The organism is Dactylosporangium sp. NPDC049525, assembly GCF_040676755.1.
GTDB lineage: Bacteria > Actinomycetota > Actinomycetes > Mycobacteriales > Micromonosporaceae > Dactylosporangium.
In genome coordinates this window covers 1-16,741 of the sequence record NZ_JBFAPO010000032.1, presented here as the reverse complement: position 1 = coordinate 16,741, position 16,741 = coordinate 1, and the positions used below count along the sequence as shown (strand labels likewise).

At 71.1% G+C, this 16,741-nt stretch carries 14 protein-coding genes; 11 read left to right on the top strand and 3 right to left on the bottom strand.

What is annotated here, in order from left to right; all coding sequences use genetic code 11:
• Positions 1 to 134: 134 nt before the first annotated feature.
• On the top strand, positions 135 to 632 hold the full coding sequence (locus tag AB0K00_RS35205; protein WP_363529602.1) for a YetF domain-containing protein: 498 nt from the start codon (positions 135 to 137) through the stop codon (positions 630 to 632).
• A 56-nt stretch (positions 633 to 688) separates the two neighbouring features.
• Here AB0K00_RS35205 and gnd read toward each other — a convergent pair whose 3' ends face one another.
• Positions 689 to 1,717, bottom strand: a complete 1,029-nt coding sequence (gene gnd / locus AB0K00_RS35200; protein ID WP_363529599.1) for a phosphogluconate dehydrogenase (NAD(+)-dependent, decarboxylating) — start codon at positions 1,715 to 1,717, stop codon at positions 689 to 691.
• Between the two features lie 53 nt (positions 1,718 to 1,770).
• Positions 1,771 to 3,834: a transketolase gene (tkt, locus tag AB0K00_RS35195; protein WP_363529596.1), complete on the bottom strand. Its 2,064-nt coding sequence runs from the start codon at positions 3,832 to 3,834 to the stop codon at positions 1,771 to 1,773.
• A gap of 279 nt (positions 3,835 to 4,113) precedes the next feature.
• Here tkt and AB0K00_RS35190 point away from each other — a divergent pair, with 279 nt between their 5' ends.
• A complete protein-coding gene (locus AB0K00_RS35190; protein WP_363529593.1) occupies positions 4,114 to 4,506 on the top strand; it encodes a cupin domain-containing protein in 393 nt (130 codons plus the stop codon).
• A gap of 55 nt (positions 4,507 to 4,561) precedes the next feature.
• Here the strand turns inward: AB0K00_RS35190 and AB0K00_RS35185 are convergent, their stop codons facing one another.
• Positions 4,562 to 5,059 carry a nucleoside monophosphate kinase gene (locus AB0K00_RS35185; protein ID WP_363529590.1) on the bottom strand — a complete coding sequence of 166 codons (498 nt, stop codon included), beginning with the start codon at positions 5,057 to 5,059 and terminating at the stop codon, positions 4,562 to 4,564.
• 206 nt (positions 5,060 to 5,265) lie between these two features.
• Between AB0K00_RS35185 and AB0K00_RS35180 the strand changes: the two genes are divergently transcribed.
• The 9 genes from AB0K00_RS35180 to AB0K00_RS35140 form a co-directional block, all read left to right on the top strand.
• On the top strand, positions 5,266 to 6,036 hold the full coding sequence (locus AB0K00_RS35180; RefSeq protein ID WP_363529587.1) for an IclR family transcriptional regulator: 771 nt from the start codon (positions 5,266 to 5,268) through the stop codon (positions 6,034 to 6,036).
• Positions 6,037 to 6,206: 170 nt separating this feature from the next.
• On the top strand, positions 6,207 to 7,679 hold the full coding sequence (locus AB0K00_RS35175; RefSeq protein ID WP_363529584.1) for an aldehyde dehydrogenase family protein: 1,473 nt from the start codon (positions 6,207 to 6,209) through the stop codon (positions 7,677 to 7,679).
• A 5-nt stretch (positions 7,680 to 7,684) separates the two neighbouring features.
• A complete protein-coding gene (locus AB0K00_RS35170; protein ID WP_363529581.1) occupies positions 7,685 to 8,758 on the top strand; it encodes a glycine betaine/L-proline ABC transporter ATP-binding protein in 1,074 nt (357 codons plus the stop codon).
• A gap of 14 nt (positions 8,759 to 8,772) precedes the next feature.
• Complete coding sequence (locus AB0K00_RS35165) at positions 8,773 to 10,719, top strand: ABC transporter permease subunit (RefSeq protein ID WP_363529823.1); 1,947 nt, start codon at positions 8,773 to 8,775, stop codon at positions 10,717 to 10,719.
• Positions 10,720 to 10,742: 23 nt separating this feature from the next.
• Complete coding sequence (locus AB0K00_RS35160) at positions 10,743 to 11,711, top strand: ABC transporter substrate-binding protein (RefSeq protein WP_363529578.1); 969 nt, start codon at positions 10,743 to 10,745, stop codon at positions 11,709 to 11,711.
• A gap of 115 nt (positions 11,712 to 11,826) precedes the next feature.
• Complete coding sequence (locus tag AB0K00_RS35155; RefSeq protein ID WP_363529575.1) at positions 11,827 to 14,247, top strand: FAD-dependent oxidoreductase; 2,421 nt, start codon at positions 11,827 to 11,829, stop codon at positions 14,245 to 14,247.
• Positions 14,244 to 15,449, top strand: a complete 1,206-nt coding sequence (locus tag AB0K00_RS35150; protein WP_363529572.1) for a sarcosine oxidase subunit beta family protein — start codon at positions 14,244 to 14,246, stop codon at positions 15,447 to 15,449. The genes AB0K00_RS35155 and AB0K00_RS35150 overlap by 4 nt, the downstream gene beginning before the upstream one ends.
• A 16-nt stretch (positions 15,450 to 15,465) precedes the next feature.
• On the top strand, positions 15,466 to 15,705 hold the full coding sequence (locus AB0K00_RS35145; RefSeq protein WP_363529569.1) for a sarcosine oxidase subunit delta: 240 nt from the start codon (positions 15,466 to 15,468) through the stop codon (positions 15,703 to 15,705).
• On the top strand, positions 15,702 to 16,741 hold a 1,040-nt coding region (locus tag AB0K00_RS35140), incomplete at its 3' end, for a 2Fe-2S iron-sulfur cluster-binding protein (RefSeq protein WP_363529568.1). The genes AB0K00_RS35145 and AB0K00_RS35140, both read left to right, overlap by 4 nt.

The following is a 16,741-nucleotide window of genomic DNA, read 5'->3' as shown; positions in this document are numbered from 1 at the left end:
CATCGATGGGCGCGTGTCGCTCGCGGACGAAGGCGGACCGGGCGCCCCACGGCCAGTCGGACGATGGGCGGTTACCCGGCAGCCGTGCGGCGTTTGCCGTGCAACCGGATCGGGTAGCGGCGACCGTGGCAAAAGTGTTCGGATCCGCCTACGACGTGTGGTGGGTCGTGGCCAAGACGTTGCTGCTGTACGTCACTGCCGTGGCCTGCTTCCGGATCGGTGAACGTCGGACGCTGGCCGAGATGTCGGCGTTCGACTTCGTCGCGGCCGTCGCCGCCGGAGCCATCGTCGGTCGGGTGCCCAACGCGCACGACGCCGGGTATCTCGCCGGCGCGGCGACCCTGATCACCGTCCTGCTCACCCACCGGCTCATCGCCCGGCTGCGCTACCGGCCGCTGTTCGCCAAGCTCATCGACCACCCGCCACGACTGCTGGTCGCCGACGGCAAGGTGCTCGACGACGAGCTCCGCCGCACCGGCCTGACCCGCCAGGATCTGGACGGCCTGCTGCGCCAGCACGGCGTCGACGAGCTCGCCTCGGTGCGGTTCGTGGTGTTCGAACAACGAGGCCAGGTGTCGGTCGTGCGGCGCAGCGCCACCGTCGACCCCGAACTCCTGCGTGACCTGTCATGAATCGGCCGGCGGCCCCGGGCCGGCCGACGGTGCTGAGATCTCGTGGCGCACCGTGGTCAAACCTTCGTTTCCGCGTGGCCGCCGAACTCGCTGCGCATCGCGGAGAGCGCCTTGCCCGTGAACTCGCCGAGCCCCCGCGACTCGAACCGCTCGAGGAGCGCCGTCGTGATCACCGGGGCGGGCACGCTCTCGTCGATTGCGGCCTGGACCGTCCAGCGGCCCTCACCGGAGTCCGACACCCGCCCGGCGAAGTCGTCCAGCTCGGGTGAACGGGCCAGCGCGTCGGCGGTGAGGTCCATGAGCCACGATCCGACGACCGAGCCACGCCGCCACACCTCGGCGACCTCGGCGACGTCGATGTCGTACTGGTATGCGTCCGGGTCACGCAGTGGCGTGGTCTCGGCGTCGACGGTACGGGCCGTCTTGCCGGCGTTGGCGTGCCTGATGATCGAGAGCCCTTCCGCGATGGCGCCCATCATCCCGTACTCGACGCCATTGTGGACCATCTTCACGAAGTGGCCGGCGCCGCTGGGGCCGCAGTGCAGGTATCCCTCGGGTGCGGTCCCGTCACGGGTCCGGCTCGGCGTGGACTCCGCGCTGCCGCGACCGGGTGCGAGGGTCTTGAAGATCGGGTCGAGCCGCGTGACCGCCTCGTTGTCGCCGCCGATCATGAGGCAGTATCCGCGTCCCAGGCCCCACACGCCGCCCGAGGTACCGCAGTCCAGGTAGTGGATCTGGTGCGCGGCGAGTTGCTTGGCGCGGGCGATGTCGTCGCGGTAGTACGAGTTTCCGCCGTCGATCACCACGTCGTCCGGGTCGAGCAGCGGGACGAGCTGATCGAGCGTGGGCTGCACGACCGCGGCCGGCAGCATCAGCCAGACGGCGCGCGGCTTGTCGAGTTTCGCGACGAGATCCGCGAGCGATGAGGCGCCGACCGCACCGTCGTCGACGAGTTGCTGCACGGTGCTCGCGGTGCGGGCGTACCCGACACAGTGGTGGCCGTCCCGGATGAGCCGGCGGGCAAGGTTCGCGCCCATCCTGCCCAGCCCGACCATGCCGATCTGCATGGGTCTTTGCGTTGTCATCGTTCCCCCCTTGACGGTGTCGCTGGTCAGTTCGGGAATGATCTGCACGGCGGTCAGGTGTGCGCGGCCACTTGTTCCCGGGCGACCTGCGTCACCCGTTCGGGCGTGAAGCCGAACTTCCTCAACAGATGCTTGAGCGGCGCGGAGGCGCCGAACGTGTGCATGCCGACGATCGCGCCGGTGTCCCCGACGTACCGTTCCCAGCCGAGCGTGGATGCCTGCTCGATCGCGACCCGGGCCTGGACCGCCGGGGGCAGCACCTGGTCGCGGTACTGGCGTGGCTGCCGGTCGAACAGTTCCCAGCACGGCATGCTCACGACCCGGGCTCCGATGCCGTCGGTGGCGAGCCCGTCGCGTGCCGCCAGCGCGAGCGCCACTTCCGAGCCGGTGGCCAGCAGGATCACGTCCGGGACGCCGGACGGCGCATCGGCCAGCACGTACCCGCCCATCGCGACCCCGGACGCGGCGGCGAGCCGGCTGCGGTCGAAGGTGGGCAGCGGCTGCCGGGACAGCACGAGCGCTGCCGGCTCGCGTCGCAGCCCGGCGACCACCCGCCAGGTCTCGGCCACCTCGTTCGCGTCGCCCGGCCGGAACACCAGCAGGCCCGGCATGGCCCGCAGCGAGGCGAGCTGCTCGACGGGCTGATGGGTGGGTCCGTCCTCGCCGACCCCGATCGAGTCGTGACTGAAGATGTGCAGCGTCGGGATCTCCATCAACGCCGACAGCCGGATCGCCGGGCGGGCATAGTCCGAGAAGATCAGGAACGTCGACCAGTACGGGCGGAGCTTGCAAAGCGCCATCCCGTTGGCGATCGCCGCCGCGGCGTGCTCGCGGACACCGAGGTGGAGGTTGCGTCCGGACCGGTCGTCGGCCTGGAAATCGCCGGCGCCGGGCCACGTGATGCGGGTCTTGGTGGACGGGGCGAGGTCGGCCGAGCCGCCCAACAGCCATGGCACCGCCTGTGCGAGCGCGTTGAGCACGTGACCGGAGGAGTCGCGGGTGGCGACCCCCTTCGCGTCGGCCGGGAAGGTGGGCAGCGCGTCCTGCCAGCCGTCCGGAAGCTCCCGCCGTTGCATCCGCTCGATCTCGTCGGCCAGCTCCGGATACTTCGCGCGGTAGGCCTGGAAGGTCGTATGCCAGGCGCCACGTGCCGTGCTGGCGCGCGCACCGATGCCCTGGGCGAACCAGTCGTACACCTGCTCCGGGACGAAGAAGTCGGTGTCATCGGGCAGGCCGAGGAACCGTTTGGTTTCCCGCACACCCTCCGGACCCAGCGGCTCACCGTGTGCTTTCGCGGTGTCTTCCACCGGGGAGCCGTAGCCGATGTGGCTGTGCACCAGGACCAGCGTGGGGCGCTCGTGCTCGGCCCGGAAACTGTGCAGCGCCCGCTTCACCTGGTCGAGGTCGTTGGCGTCGGCGACGGTCGTCACGTTCCAGCCGTACGCCAGGAATCGCTCGGCCAGGTCCTCGGTGAAGGTGATGTCGGTGTGGCCCTCGATGGTCGTGCGGTTCGAGTCGTAGATCCAGCACAGGTTGGACAACCGCTGGTGACCGGCGAGCGAGGCGGCCTCCGAGGAGATGCCTTCCATCATGTCGCCGTCCCCGGCGATCGCGTACACGTCGAAGTCGAACAGGGTAAAGCCGTCCCGGTTGTAGCGGGACGTCAGCCATTGGCCGGCGATGGCCATGCCGACCGAGGTCGCGACGCCCTGGCCGAGCGGGCCGGTGGTGGTCTCGACGCCGCTGGTCCACCGGTATTCGGGGTGGCCCGGGCAGCGGGAGTCGAGCTGCCGGAACGTCTTGAGGTCGTCGAGGGTGACCGAGGGGCGGCCGAGCACCTCGTAGTCCGGGTCGACTGCCCGCACCCCGGTCAGGTGCAGCAGCGACCACAGCAGCGCCGATGCGTGGCCTTCGGACAGCACGAACCGGTCCCGGTTGGGCCAGATCGGATCGGCCGGATCGAATCGTAGGAACTGCTGCCAGAGGGTGTACGCGACCGGGGCGATGCCCATCGGCGTACCCGGATGTCCGGAACCGGCCTTCTGGACCGCGTCCATGCACAGGCCACGGATGGTGTTCACGGACAACGTGTCCAGGTCGGTGGTGATAGTGGTCAAGGTGGCCTCCGGTGGATCGTGACCCGCTGGTTCACGTCAGAAAGCAGGGCAACCTCTCCTCGTTCGCAACGTATATCCACCGGTTCCCGGCACACTCATCCCGCACTGGGTGATTGTTCGACCGCTGCCAGGCGCGGCGGCAGACAGGGTGTCGTCAGGCGTGATCGTCTCCAGCGCGGCGCTCACCTCGCCCGGATGGGCACGTTCGGGCACCGCCGGGCAACCATGGGTGCCTGTAGCCGGTGGCTACGGACACCTCGGACGACATGGAGGATCGCGATGCCCACGGACCACGTCACACGCACGACGCTGCTCGACGAGTCACCGCCGTTCATCCCGGATTCGCCCGAGCTCATGACGGTGCTGCTCGAGGTGCCCCCGGGCGAAGGCGTCCCGCCGCACCGGCACTCCGGCCCGCTGTCCGCCTACGTCCTCGAAGGCGAGATGACCTTCGAGCTGGAGGGCCAGCCTGAGCGAGTGATCCGGGCCGGCGAGGCGGTGTTCGAGCCGGGCGGCGACGTCATCCACTACCAGACCGCCAACAACCTGCCGGACACCTGGCTGCGCTTCCTGGCCACCATGATCGTGGTGCCGGGTCAGCCGATGCAAACGCTGGTCAGCGACGAGGAGCTCGAACAGCGCCGCGACCGGCGGGCACCGCGCCCCTCCTGAGCCTCAGCAGAGACGCCGCAGCGCTGAGCCACCGGGTACGTACGGCCGCCCGAGCTCAGCCTTGCGGTGTCGCGGCGGGGACGTGGCCGAAGGCCGAGTCCAGGCCGGAAAGATCGACCGGCCGGCGCAGGTGTTCGGGAACGTAGTCGACCAGCGGTCGCATCGCGGCCCGCGCCCGCAGCCGCCGTGTCGTTTCCTGGTCGTCGGCGTTCAGATGCAGCGCGACGTTCGCGGTCAACTTCAGGTCCGTTCCGATCAGGTACATCGCCCGAGCCTGCGCCATGGTGCGCGGCACCCCGTCGACCACGTACTCGCCGCCGGCCGCCTTCGCAGCGACGTACCCATCGTGGACCAGGTCCATCACGATCTCGTCGGGTACCAGCTCCCCACGGTCGAGGTGGCTTTGAACGGCCCGGCCGACATCCGTCTGCCGGGCTACTTGATCACGCAGTTTCTCACCTATCGCGATACAGGGGATGCCGAAGTGCGCGGCGATCAGCGCACCCTGCGTTCCCTTGCCCGCACCCGGCGGCGCGATCATCAGAATCCGCACGATCCCACCTCCTTGCTTCCTTGTCTCCTGGCTTCAACCGTTACAAGCCAACCGCATCCGTGCCAAGCTCCGCCGCCGCCGATACGAGCGGCGGAGTCTCGCACCACGAGCGGCGGCGTCTCGCCGGCGATGCGACCCGGGCGCCTTCGCGGTCACACCGATGGGTCCGCAGCACGAGGACGCGCGGCGGGACATACTGTTGCTCTATGAGCAACAGTTCGCACAACGGCTCGCCGGTCCAGTCGGTGGACCGCGCGGTCACGGTGCTGGAGATCCTGGCCCGTGCGGGCGAGGCCGGGGTCACCGAGATCGCCGCGGAGCTCGGCGTGCACAAGTCCACCGCGTTCCGGCTGGTGACCGCGCTGGAGAACCGTGGCTTGGTGGCCCAGAACGTCGACCGGGGCAAGTACCGGCTCGGCGTGGGCATCCTGCGCCTGGCCGGCGCCACCACCGCCCGCCTCGACCTGGTGCAGGAGAGCCGGCCCGTGTGCGAGGCGCTGGCGCGAGAGGTCGGCGAGACGATCAACATGGCGGTGCTGGCGGACGGCGAGGCGCTGTACGTGGACCAGGTCGCCGGGCCGTCGGCGCTGCAGACCCGCAACTGGGTGGGCCAGCGCCTCGCGCTGCACGCCACCTCCAACGGCAAGGTGCTGCTGGCGTACCTCGCGCCGCACCTGCTTGCCGAGTGCCTCGCCCGGCCGCTGGAGCGCTACACCGACCACACGCTGGTCGACGCGGCCCGGCTGGAGGCCCAACTGGTCGACACGCGCGCCCGCGGCTACGCCACGACCGTCGATGAGCTGGAGATCGGCCTGACCGCTGTCGCCGCGCCGGTCCGCAACCTGGACGGCGCGGTGGTGGCGGCGGTGAGCGCGTCCGGCCCGAGCTTCCGGCTGACCCCGCTGCGGGTGCCCGAGGTGGCCGAGGCCGTACGGCGCTGCGCCGACGAGGTCTCCCGCCGGCTGGGCGCGTCCTGACGCTGCCGAACATCGCGCCCGCGTTTCGGCGATGTAGAGGATCGCTCACGACTCTTCGAAAGCCTTGACTGTCGATGTCCGCCGGGCGGACACTGTCGCGCATAGCAGGACGAGTTGCGCCCTAAGCAACACCGCCCCGCAGAGACGCGCGCCCCGGACATCGAGGTCTCATGCCGGAACTGTTCATCGCAGGCAAGTGGACGCAGTCCTCGGGAGGCGGACGGCGCGACATCGTCTGCCCGGCCGACGGCCGGCACGTCGCCACGGTCGACGAGGCCGGCCCGGCCGACACCGAGGCCGCCATCGCCGCCGCGCGGGCCGCCTTCGACGAGGGCCCGTGGCCGTCGACGCCCGCAGTCGAACGCGGTGCCATGCTGCTGCGCGTCGCCGACCTGCTCATGCGCGACCGCGACGAGATCGCCCGGGCCGAGTCGCTGGACACCGGCAAACGGCTGGTCGAGAGCGAGTACGACGTCGCCGACGCGGCGGCCGTGTTCCGCTACTACGGCGGCCTGGCCGGCACCGACGCGGGTCGCGTCGTGGACACCGGCAACCCGGACGCGATCAGCCGGATCGTGCACGAGCCGGTCGGCGTCTGCGGGCTCATCACGCCGTGGAACTACCCGCTGCTGCAGGCCTCGTGGAAGGTCGCGCCGGCCCTCGCGGCGGGCAACACGTTCGTCCTCAAGCCGAGCGAGCTGACGCCGTCGACCAGCATCCTGCTGGTACACCTGCTGGAGGAGGCCGGCGTCCCGCCCGGCGTGGCCAATCTCGTGCTCGGCGCCGGTCCGGCGGCAGGCGCGCCGCTGGCCGCACACCCCGATGTCGACCTGGTGTCGTTCACCGGCGGGTTGGACACCGGGCGGCGGGTCATGGCCGCCGCCGCCGACACGGTGAAGAAGGTCGCGCTGGAGCTGGGCGGCAAGAACCCCAACGTGGTGTTCGCCGACGCCGACGTCGAGACCGCACTGGACTACGCGCTGACCGCCGTGTTCCTGCACTCGGGCCAGGTCTGCTCGGCCGGCGCGCGACTCGTGGTGCAGGACGGCATGCACAACGAATTCGTCGCCGAGCTGGCCGCGCGGGCCGGCCGGATCCGGCTCGGCGGCCCGTTCGATCCGGACGCCGAGGCCGGTCCGCTCATCTCGGCGGCGCACCTGGCCAAGGTCGAGGCGTACGTCGCGATGGGCCTGGCCGAGGGCGCCCGGCTCGTCTGCGGTGGCCGGCGCGACGGCGAGCTCGGGCACTTCTACCGGCCGACGATCCTCGACGGGTGCCACACCGGGATGCGGGTGGTGCAGGAGGAGTCGTTCGGTCCGGTGCTCACCGTCGAGCGGTTCCGGACCGAGGACGAGGCGGTCCGCATCGCCAACGACACGATCTACGGCCTCGCCGGCGCGGTGTGGACGCAGGACGCCGGCAAGGCCCAGCGGGTCGCGGCGAGGCTGCGGCACGGCACCGTCTGGATCAACGACTACCACCCGTATGTCCCGCAGGCGGAGTGGGGCGGCTTCAAGCGCTCCGGCGTCGGACGGGAGCTGGGGCCGAGCGGCCTGGCCGAGTATCGCGAGACCAAGCACATCTGGCAGAACGTCCGGCCCCGGCCGCAGCGGTGGTTCGGATCCGAACCAGAGGGACGGTGAGGCGCATGTCCGTGCTCCAGGCGCCCGTGCACGGCGCCGAACAGCAGATCGACCCGGTCTTCACGGTCAAGGGACTGTGGAAGATCTTCGGGCCCCGGGCGGAGAAGATCATCGGCCGGCCCGAGGCAGACCTGCGCGGCGCCGAGCTGATGGCCAGGACCGGGTGCGTCGCCGCGGTCCGCGACGTCTCGTTCGACGTGCGGCCCGGCGAGGTGTTCGTCGTCATGGGGCTGTCCGGCTCGGGCAAGTCGACGCTCATCCGGTGCCTGACCCGGCTGGTCGAGCCGACGGCCGGGCAGATCCTCCTGCACGGCGAGGACATCCGCGAGGCAGGCGCCGGCGAGCTGCGCGAACTGCGCCGGCACCGCTTCTCGATGGTGTTCCAGCACTTCGGTCTGCTCCCGCACCGCCGGGTCCTGGACAACGTCGCGTACGGGCTGGAGGTACGCGGCGAGAAGAAGGCGCAGCGGCGGGCCCGGGCACAGCAGATGGTCGACCTGGTCGGGCTGACGGGCCGCGAGCACCTGTACCCCGACCAGCTCTCCGGTGGCATGCAGCAGCGCGTCGGCCTGGCCCGCGCCCTCGCCGTCGATCCGGAGATCCTGTTCTTCGACGAGCCGTTCTCCGCGCTCGACCCGCTGATCCGCCGCGACATGCAGAACGAGGTCATCCGGCTGCACCGTGAGGTGGGCAAGACGATGGTCTTCATCACGCACGATCTGAGCGAGGCGCTCAAGCTCGGCGACCGCATCCTGGTGATGCGCGACGGCGAGATCGTCCAGATCGGACGGCCGGACGAGGTGGTCGGCGCGCCGGCCGACGACTACGTGCGCGACTTCGTCCGCGACGTGCCCCGCTCCGACGTGCTCACGCTGCGCTGGATCGCCAGGCCCGCGACGCCGGACGATCCGCTGGACGGTCCGGTGCTCGCCGCCGACGTGGTCATCCGCGACGCGGTCCGTGCCGTGCTCGGCGCGGACCGCCCGATCCGGGTGCAGGACGGCGACGAGGTCGTCGGGGTGGTCGGCGCGGCGGAGATCCTGGCCGTGATCGCCGCGGAACGGCCGGGGGAGGGCTGATGGCCACCGCCGAGATGAGCGTTGCCCGGCGCCGGCTCGCCCACCTGGACCCACGCTGGGGCGTGCCGGTCGTTCTGGCCGTCTGGCTGCTGCTGTGGGTGCTCCTGCGCGGGCACGCCACGCTCGCGCTGGACACCGCCTCGCTGACCTCGGTACATCTGCGGCTGAACGAACTCAATGACGCGATCGGCGCGAGCCGCAACTCCAACCCGGTCTTCGTGTACTTCCTCAACGACATCCGCGCGGCGATCGACGCCTTTGTCACGTTCATCCAGCACCTCATCAGCCGGCCGAGCGCCGACCGCCCGGTGCCGCAGATCGGCTGGCTCGGCGTCGTGGCGATCGCCACCACCCTCGCCTACGGGTTCGGCAACTGGCGCGTCGCAATGCTCACCGCGGCCGGCTTCGTGCTCTTCGGCCTGCAGGGGCTGTGGCAGGAGAGCATGGACACGCTCGCGCTGACCCTCGCCACGGTGCTGCTGACCGTGCTGTTCGGCCTGCCGCTGGGCGTCTGGGCCGGCGTGAACCGCCGGGTCGATGCGGTGGTCACGCCGGTGCTCGACTTCATGCAGACGATGCCGTCGTACGTGTACCTGGCGCCGCTGGCGCTGTTCTTCCTGATCGGGCCGGCATCCGCGGTGATTGCGACGTTCATCTACGCGATCCCGCCGATCATCCGGATCACCGCGCACGGCATCCGCGACGTCGACGAGTCAACCGTCGAGGCCGCCCGGGCGATGGGCTCCACCCGATGGCAGATCCTCACCCGGGTGCAGCTGCCGATGGCGAAGCGGACCATCGTGGTGGGCCTGAACCAGACCATCATGGCGGCGCTGTCGATGGTGACCATCGCGGCGCTCATCGCCGCGCCCGGCGTCGGGCAGACCATCATCCGCGCGCTGACGACGCTGAAGGTCGGGGTGGCCTTCAACGCGGGGCTCGCGATCGTCGTCATGGCGATCGTGCTGGACCGCACGACGACGGCCGCGAGCCAGCGGGCCCGGACCCACCGCACAGGCCGCAGGCTCGCCGTGCTCGCCCTGACGGTGGGCACGGTCGTCTGCGTGTACCTGTCACACACCTACGTGTGGGCCGCCACGTTCCCCGGCACCGCCCCGGACCTGGGCGGGAGCATCATCAGCGCGGTGGACTCGGCCACGAACTGGGTGCAGCTGCACCTGGCCGGGGTCACCGGCGCGTTCAAGGACGTCATCAGCTACGGGCTGCTCAACCCGCTGCAGGCGGTCCTGGCCGAGGGGCCGTGGTACCTCACCGGCTCCGCCATGGTGCTGCTGTCGCTGCTGCTCGGCGGGCGGGTCGCGGGCCTCGTCACGGCCGGCTGCGCCGGGCTGATCGCCGCCCTCGGCGTCTGGTACGACGCCATGTTCACGCTCGCGGCCACCCTGGTCGCCACGGTCATCGTGATGGCCCTGGGTGTCGTCGTCGGCGTGTGGATGGCCCGCAGCGCCGCCGCCGACCGGGTGATCCGGCCGGTCCTGGACGCGGGCCAGACCATGCCGGCGTTCGTCTACCTCGTGCCGTTCCTCGGCCTGTTCGGGGCGAGCCGGCTGACCGCGATCACCGCGGCGGTCGTCTACGCCGCGCCGGCCGCCATCAAGCTCGTCGCCGACGCCGTGCGGGGCGTGCCGCACGCCGCCGTCGAGGCCGCCACCGCTTCCGGGTCGACGACCTGGCAGATCATCACCAAGGTCCAGCTGCCGATGGCGCGGCGCGGTCTCGCCCTGGCCGCCAACCAGGGGATCATCTACGTCCTTTCCATGGTCGTGGTCGGCGGCCTCGTCGGCGCCGGCGCGCTCGGCTACGACGTCGTGGCCGGCTTCGCACAGATCAGCCAGTTCGGCAAAGGCCTCGCCGCCGGCGCCGCGATCGTCCTGCTCGGGGTTCTGCTGGACCGGACCGCGCGGGCGGCCGCCAACCGGACCGGGCGGGCGCACCACTGACTACGGCAAAAGGAGGAGCGGTGTTGAGTACGTCGAAACAGTCGATCCAGTGGGTGGCGCTCACCGCGGTTGTGGGCCTGGCGCTCGCCGGCTGCGGTGGCGAGAAGATCGGTGGCAGTAGTCCGGCAGCCAGCGGCAGCGCCACGCCCTGCGGCACCGTCAACCTGGCGATGAACGCCTGGGTGGGTTACACGGCCAACGGCGCGGTGCTCGGGCAGGTCCTCAAGGACAAGCTCGGGTGCACCGTGGTGGAGAAGAACATCGACGAGCAGGTCTCCTGGCAGGGCTTCGGCACCGGCGAGGTGGACGTCATCGTGGAGAACTGGGGTCACGAGGACCTGGCGAAGAAGTACATCACCGAGCAGAAGGTGGCGGTCGACTTCGGGCCGACCAAGAACACCGGCTACATCGGCTGGTACGTGCCGCCGTGGATGGCCCAGCAGTACCCGGACATCACCAAGTGGGAGAACCTCAACAAGTACGCGGAACTGTTCAAGACCTCCGAGTCCGGCGGCAAGGGTCAGCTGCTGGACGGTGACCCGTCGTTCGTCACCAACGACGCGGCGCTGGTCACCAACCTGAAGCTCAACTACAAGGTGGTCTACGCGGGCAGCGAGACCGCGCTGATCCAGGCGTTCCGGCAGGCCGAGGCGCAGAAGAAGCCGGTCATCGGCTACTTCTACGAGCCGCAGTGGTTCTTCAGCGAGCTCAAGCTCGTGCGGGTGGAACTGCCGCCGTACACCGCCGGGTGCGACGCCGACGCGCAGAAGGTCGCGTGCGGGTACCCGCCGTACACGCTGAACAAGGTCGTGAGCAAGAAGTTCGCCGACTCGGGCAGCCCGGCGGTGGCCGTGGTGAAGAACTTCAACTGGACCAACGACGACCAGAACAAGGTCGCCCAGGACATCTCCGTGAACAACCTGACGCCGCAGGCGGCGGCGAAGAAGTGGATCGACGCCAACCCCGACAAGGTCAAGGCCTGGCTCGGGTAATCGCCGGCAGCGCTCGGCCCGTTCGCCGCGCCCTTGACGGGCGCGGCGACACGGCCGCAGACTGTTGCGTAATACGTTTTGTGTTGCGTAAGACGAAACACAAAGGGAGGGCGCCATGCCTCGGGTCGTCATCATCGGCGCCGGCATCGTCGGGTGCGCCCTCGCCGACGAGCTGACCGCGCGGGGCTGGACCGACCTCACCGTCCTGGACCAGGGACCCCTGTTCGCCACCGGCGGCTCCAGCTCGCACGCGCCGGGGCTGGTGTTCCAGACCAACGGCGCCAAGACCCTCGCCGACTTCGCGCAGTACACGGTGCGCAAGTACGTGGAACTGGGCTGCTTCAACCAGGTCGGCGGCCTGGAACTGGCCACGACGCCGCAACGCCTCGCGGAACTGCACCGCCGGCACGGCTGGGCCACCGCGTGGGGGATCGATGCGGAGGTCATCACGCCGCAGGCCTGCGCCGACCTGCACCCGCTCGTCGCGGCGGACCGGGTGCTCGGCGGGCTGCACGTGCCGACCGACGGCCTCGCCAACGCCGTCGCCGCCGGCGAGGCGCAGGCCCGCGCGGCGCAGGCCCGCGGCGCGACGTTCCTCGGCGGCCATGAGGTGCTCGACGTGCGGGTCACCGACGGACGGGTGCGCGCGGTCGTCACCGCCCAGGGCGAGTTCCCGGCCGACGTCGTGGTCTGCTGCGCCGGCATCTGGGGCCCGCGCATCGCCCGCATGGTCGGCATGACGCTGCCGCTCACGCCGCTCGCGCACCAGCTGGCGTGGACCGGCCAGGTCCCGGCACTCGCCGGGCAGACCGCCGAGGCGACCCACCCGATCCTGCGCCACCAGGACCGCGACCTGTACTTCCGCGAGCGCTACGACCGCCTCGGCATCGGCTGGTATGGCCACCGTCCGCTGCCGATAGACGCGGACGAGATCGTCGCCGTGGACCCCGCCATGGACACTGCCGAGACGATGCCGTCGATGCTGCCGTTCACCGAGGCCGACTTCGGCCCGGCCTGGGAGCACACCCTGCAGCTGCTCCCGTCGACCCGGGAAGCGAAGCTGGACACCGGTTTCAACGGGCTCTTCTCCTTCACGCCCGACAACATGCCGCTGCTGGGCGAGTCCGCGCAGGTCGGCGGCTTCTGGATCGCCGAGGCGGTCTGGGTGACGCACTCCGCCGGTGTGGCCCGCGCCGTCGCCGAGTGGCTCGTCGACGGCGCCGCCACCACGGACCTGCACGACTGCGACGTCAACCGGTTCGAGCCGCACCAACGCGGCCCCGAGTACGTGCGCATGCGCGACTGCCAGAACTACGTCGAGGTGTACGACATCATCCATCCGCTGCAGCCGATGGAGGCGCCGCGGCCGCTGCGGACCAGCCCGTTCTACCCGCGGCAGCAGGAGCTGGGTGCGTACTTCCTGGAGGCGTCCGGCTGGGAACGTCCACAGTGGTACGAGGCGAACGCCGGCCTGCTCGACGGCCGTGACATCCCCCGGCCCAACGCGTGGGCGGCCCGGTACTGGTCGCCGATCGTCGGCGCCGAGGCACAGGTCACGCGCGAGCGGGTCGCGCTGTTCGACATGTCGGCGCTCAAGCGCATCGAGGTGAGCGGGCCGGGCGCGCTGGCGTTGCTGCAGCGGCTGAGCACCGGCCAGCTGGACAAGTCGGTCGGCTCGGTCACCTACTGCCTGCTGCTCGACGAGCGCGGCGGGATCCGCAGCGACATCACCGTCGCCCGCGTCGGCCCCGACGAGTTCCAGGTCGGCGCCAACGGCAACCTCGACCTGGACTGGCTCAACCGGCGGGCGGCCGGGACCGGCGTCGTCGTGCGTGACATCACCGCGGGAACGTGCTGCGTCGGGGTGTGGGGGCCGCTCGCGCGGCAACTCCTGCAACCGCTCACGACCACGGACCTGTCCAACGACGGGCTGCGCTACTTCCGCGGCACCCGCACGTACGTCGGCACGGTGCCGGTCACCGCGCTGCGACTGTCCTATGTGGGCGAACTGGGCTGGGAGCTGTACACCACCGCGGATCTCGGGCTGAAGCTGTGGGACACGCTGTGGCAGGCCGGGCAGCACCTCGGCGTCATCGCCGCTGGCCGGGGCGCCTTCACCAGCCTCCGCCTGGAGAAGGGGTACCGCGCGTTCGGCGTGGACATGACGCCCGAGCACGACCCGTACGAGGCGGGCCTGGGCTTCGCAGTACACATGAAAAAAGGCGAATTCGTCGGACGGTCGGCTCTCGATGGGCGCGACGAGCCCCGGCGGAAGCTGACCTGCCTCACCATCGAGGACTCGGCCCAGGTGGTGCTGGGCAAGGAACCGGTGTACCACGGGCCGCGCTGCGTCGGCTACGTCACCAGCGCCGCGTACGGCTACACGATCGGGCGCGGCATCGCCTACGCGTGGCTGCCGGCCGAGCTGTCGGAGCCTGGCACGAGCGTGCAGATCGGCTACTTCGACGAGCGCGTCGACGCGGTCGTGACCGCGGAGCCGCTGTTCGACCCGGCAATGCAGCGGCTGCGGTCATGACGGAACCGCCCGAATTCCTGTGGGCAGAGCCCGAGCCGAAGCGCGGCTACGACGTCGTCATCGTCGGCGCCGGCGGGCACGGCCTGGCCACCGCGTACTACCTGGCCCGCAACCACGGCATCACGAACGTCGCGGTGCTGGAACGCGGCTGGCTCGCGGGCGGCAACATGGCCCGCAACACCACCATCATCCGCTCCAACTACCTGTGGGACGAGAGCGCCGCGATCTACGAGCACTCGCTGCGGCTGTGGGAGACCCTCGCCGACGAGCTCGACTACGACATCCTGTTCAGCCAGCGCGGCGTGCTCAACCTCGCGCACAACCCGTCCGACGTCCGGGAAGGCCGCCGCCGGGCCAACGCCAACCGGCTCAACGGCATCGACGCCGAGTGGCTCACCCCGGCCGAGGTGAAACAGCTCGTGCCGATCATCAACGTCTCCGAGGACCTCCGGTACCCGGTCATGGGGGCCACCTTCCAGCCGCGCGGCGGCATCGCCAAGCACGACTACGTCGCGTGGGCGTACGCGCGGGCCGCGCACCGCCTCGGCGTCCACCTCATCCAGAACTGCGAGGTGACCGGGTTCCTCCGCGACGGCGACCGGGTCACCGGCGTCACGACGAGCCGCGGGACGATCGAGGCCGGCCGGGTGGCGCTGTGCGCCGCCGGGCACACGTCGGTGCTGGCCGCGTCGCTCGGGTTCCGGTTGCCGCTGCAGAGCCACCCGCTGCAGGCGCTGGTGAGCGAACTGCTCGAGCAGGTGCTCAACACGGTCGTCATGTCCAACGCCGTGCACGTCTATGTGTCGCAGGCGCACAAGGGCGAGCTGGTGATGGGCGCCGGCATCGACGCGTACAACGGCTACGGCCAGCGCGGCTCGTTCCACGTCATCGAGAGCCAGCTCGCCGCCGCGGTCGAGCTGTTCCCGATCTTCGCCCGCGCGCACGTCCTGCGGACCTGGGCCGGCATCGTCGACGTGTCGCCGGACGCGTCGCCGATCCTCGGGCTCACCCCGGTCGAGAACCTCTTCATCAACTGCGGCTGGGGCACCGGCGGGTTCAAAGCGACGCCGGGCGCCGGCTGGGTCTACGCCGACACGATCGCCGGCGGGCGCCCCCACCCGCTCGCCGCACCGTTCGCGCTCGAACGGTTCAGCACCGGTGCGCTGGTCGACGAGCACGGCGCCGCGGCCGTGGCGCACTGAGGGGAGGGATCGGCTGATGCTGTCCATTCCGTGCCCGTGGTGCGGGCACCGCGACGAGACCGAGTTCCGCTACGGCGGGCAGGCCGGCGTGGCCTACCCGCCGGACCCGATGGCGCTGACGGACGCCGAGTGGGCCGAGTACGTCTTCATGCGGGACAACCCCAAGGGATTCTTCGCCGAGCGGTGGTGCCACACGGCCGGCTGCCGCCGCTGGTTCAATGTCGTGCGGCACACCGTCACGAACGAGATCCGATGACAGCGGCGGGGCAGTTCCGGTTGCCGGTCGGTGGTCGCATCGACCGGACCCGCACCGTCACGCTGCGCTTCGACGGCCGGGAGTACCCGGCGCACCCCGGCGACACCCTCGCCTCGGCGCTGCTGGCCAACGGCGTGCGGATCGTCGCGCGCGGCCCGTACACGGGCCGCCCGCGCGGCGTCGCCGACCTCGGCCCGGCCGAACCGCACGCGTTCGTCCAGGTCGACAGCGGCCCGGGCGAACCGATGGCCCGCGCGACCACCCTGGAGGTCTACGACGGTCTGACCGCCCGGTCCCTAGCAGGCAAGGGCGAGCTGCCGGACACACCGGACGGGTCGCGGTACGACAAGACCTGGATCCACGTCGACGTGCTCGTCGTCGGTGGCGGCCCGGCCGGGCTGGCCGCCGCACTGGCCGCCGGCCGGACCGGCGCCCGCGTCCTGCTCGCCGACGAACAACCGGAGCTCGGCGGCGCGCTGCTGGCCGAACGGCCCTCGCCGGCGCTGGACCGGGTGCCGGCGATGGCCGCCGAGCTGGCCGCGCTGCCCGAGGTGCGCGTGCTCACCCGCACGGCCGTCACCGGCTCGTACGACCACAACTTCCTCGTCGCGGTGCAGCGGCGCACCGAACACCTCGGCGACGCGGCACCGGCGCACGTGGCGCGGCAACGGCTCTGGCACATCCGCGCGCGGCGCGTCATCCTGGCCACGGGCGCGCACGAGCGTCCGATCCTCTTCGCCGGCGGGGACCGGCCCGGCGTCATGCTCGCCGGGGCCGCCGCCGGATACGCCTGGCGCTACGGGGTGCGCACCGGCCGGCGCGCGCTTGTGTTCGGCGCCCACGACCGCGCGCTGCGCGCCGCGCTGGACCTGCTCGACCTGGGCGTGGAACTGACTGGTGTCCTCGACGTGCGCGCCGGCGCGCCCCGGCCGCGCAACGAGGCGCGGCGGGGGGGGGGAGTGCCGGTCTGGGCCGGGCCCGGCGTCACCGGCGCGGCCGGCGACGCGGGCGGCGGGGTGACCGCCGCACCCCAGGC

Excerpts from the sequence above, each read along its gene's own strand:
- gnd (WP_363529599.1), bottom strand. The coding sequence starts at position 1,717 with ATGACAACGCAAAGACCCATGCAGATCGGCATGGTCGGGCTGGGCAGG.
- AB0K00_RS35190 (WP_363529593.1), top strand. The coding sequence starts at position 4,114 with ATGCCCACGGACCACGTCACACGCACGACGCTGCTCGACGAGTCACCG.
- AB0K00_RS35180 (WP_363529587.1), top strand. The coding sequence starts at position 5,266 with ATGAGCAACAGTTCGCACAACGGCTCGCCGGTCCAGTCGGTGGACCGC.
- AB0K00_RS35175 (WP_363529584.1), top strand. The coding sequence starts at position 6,207 with ATGCCGGAACTGTTCATCGCAGGCAAGTGGACGCAGTCCTCGGGAGGC.
- AB0K00_RS35170 (WP_363529581.1), top strand. The coding sequence starts at position 7,685 with ATGTCCGTGCTCCAGGCGCCCGTGCACGGCGCCGAACAGCAGATCGAC.
- AB0K00_RS35165 (WP_363529823.1), top strand. The coding sequence starts at position 8,773 with ATGAGCGTTGCCCGGCGCCGGCTCGCCCACCTGGACCCACGCTGGGGC.
- AB0K00_RS35155 (WP_363529575.1), top strand. The coding sequence starts at position 11,827 with ATGCCTCGGGTCGTCATCATCGGCGCCGGCATCGTCGGGTGCGCCCTC.
- AB0K00_RS35150 (WP_363529572.1), top strand. The coding sequence starts at position 14,244 with ATGACGGAACCGCCCGAATTCCTGTGGGCAGAGCCCGAGCCGAAGCGC.
- AB0K00_RS35145 (WP_363529569.1), top strand. The coding sequence starts at position 15,466 with ATGCTGTCCATTCCGTGCCCGTGGTGCGGGCACCGCGACGAGACCGAG.